This window comes from Vibrio sp. 704 (assembly GCF_033339295.1).
This window is the reverse complement of record NZ_JAWOUH010000514.1, coordinates 437-664: the sequence shown is the minus strand read 5'-3', so window position 1 is coordinate 664 and position 228 is coordinate 437. Positions and strand designations below refer to the sequence as shown.

The window sequence follows — 228 nt, the reverse complement described above, 5'->3', positions numbered from 1 at the left end:
GAAACTTTTTCCAGCTTCCTACTAAGCTTCAGGTGATGCTTATCTTGGAACTGGTCATCCCAATTCACTAACAGATGGCAATCATTACGCTATGTACGCATTAGAAATTGAACAATTACGTAAAACGTATGCGGGCGGCTTTGAAGCGTTAAAAGGCATCAGTCTACAAGTTAAAAAAGGTGACTTTTACGCGCTTCTTGGACCTAACGGTGCAGGAAAATCAACCAC

1 protein-coding gene is annotated in these 228 nt (G+C 41.7%); it reads left to right on the top strand.

Translation table 11 applies throughout. From position 1 onward, the window contains the following. Positions 1-91: 91 nt before the first annotated feature. Positions 92-228, top strand: a 137-nt coding sequence (locus R7R24_RS27465; RefSeq protein WP_001890479.1) for an ATP-binding cassette domain-containing protein, incomplete at its 3' end; no start/stop codon positions are given.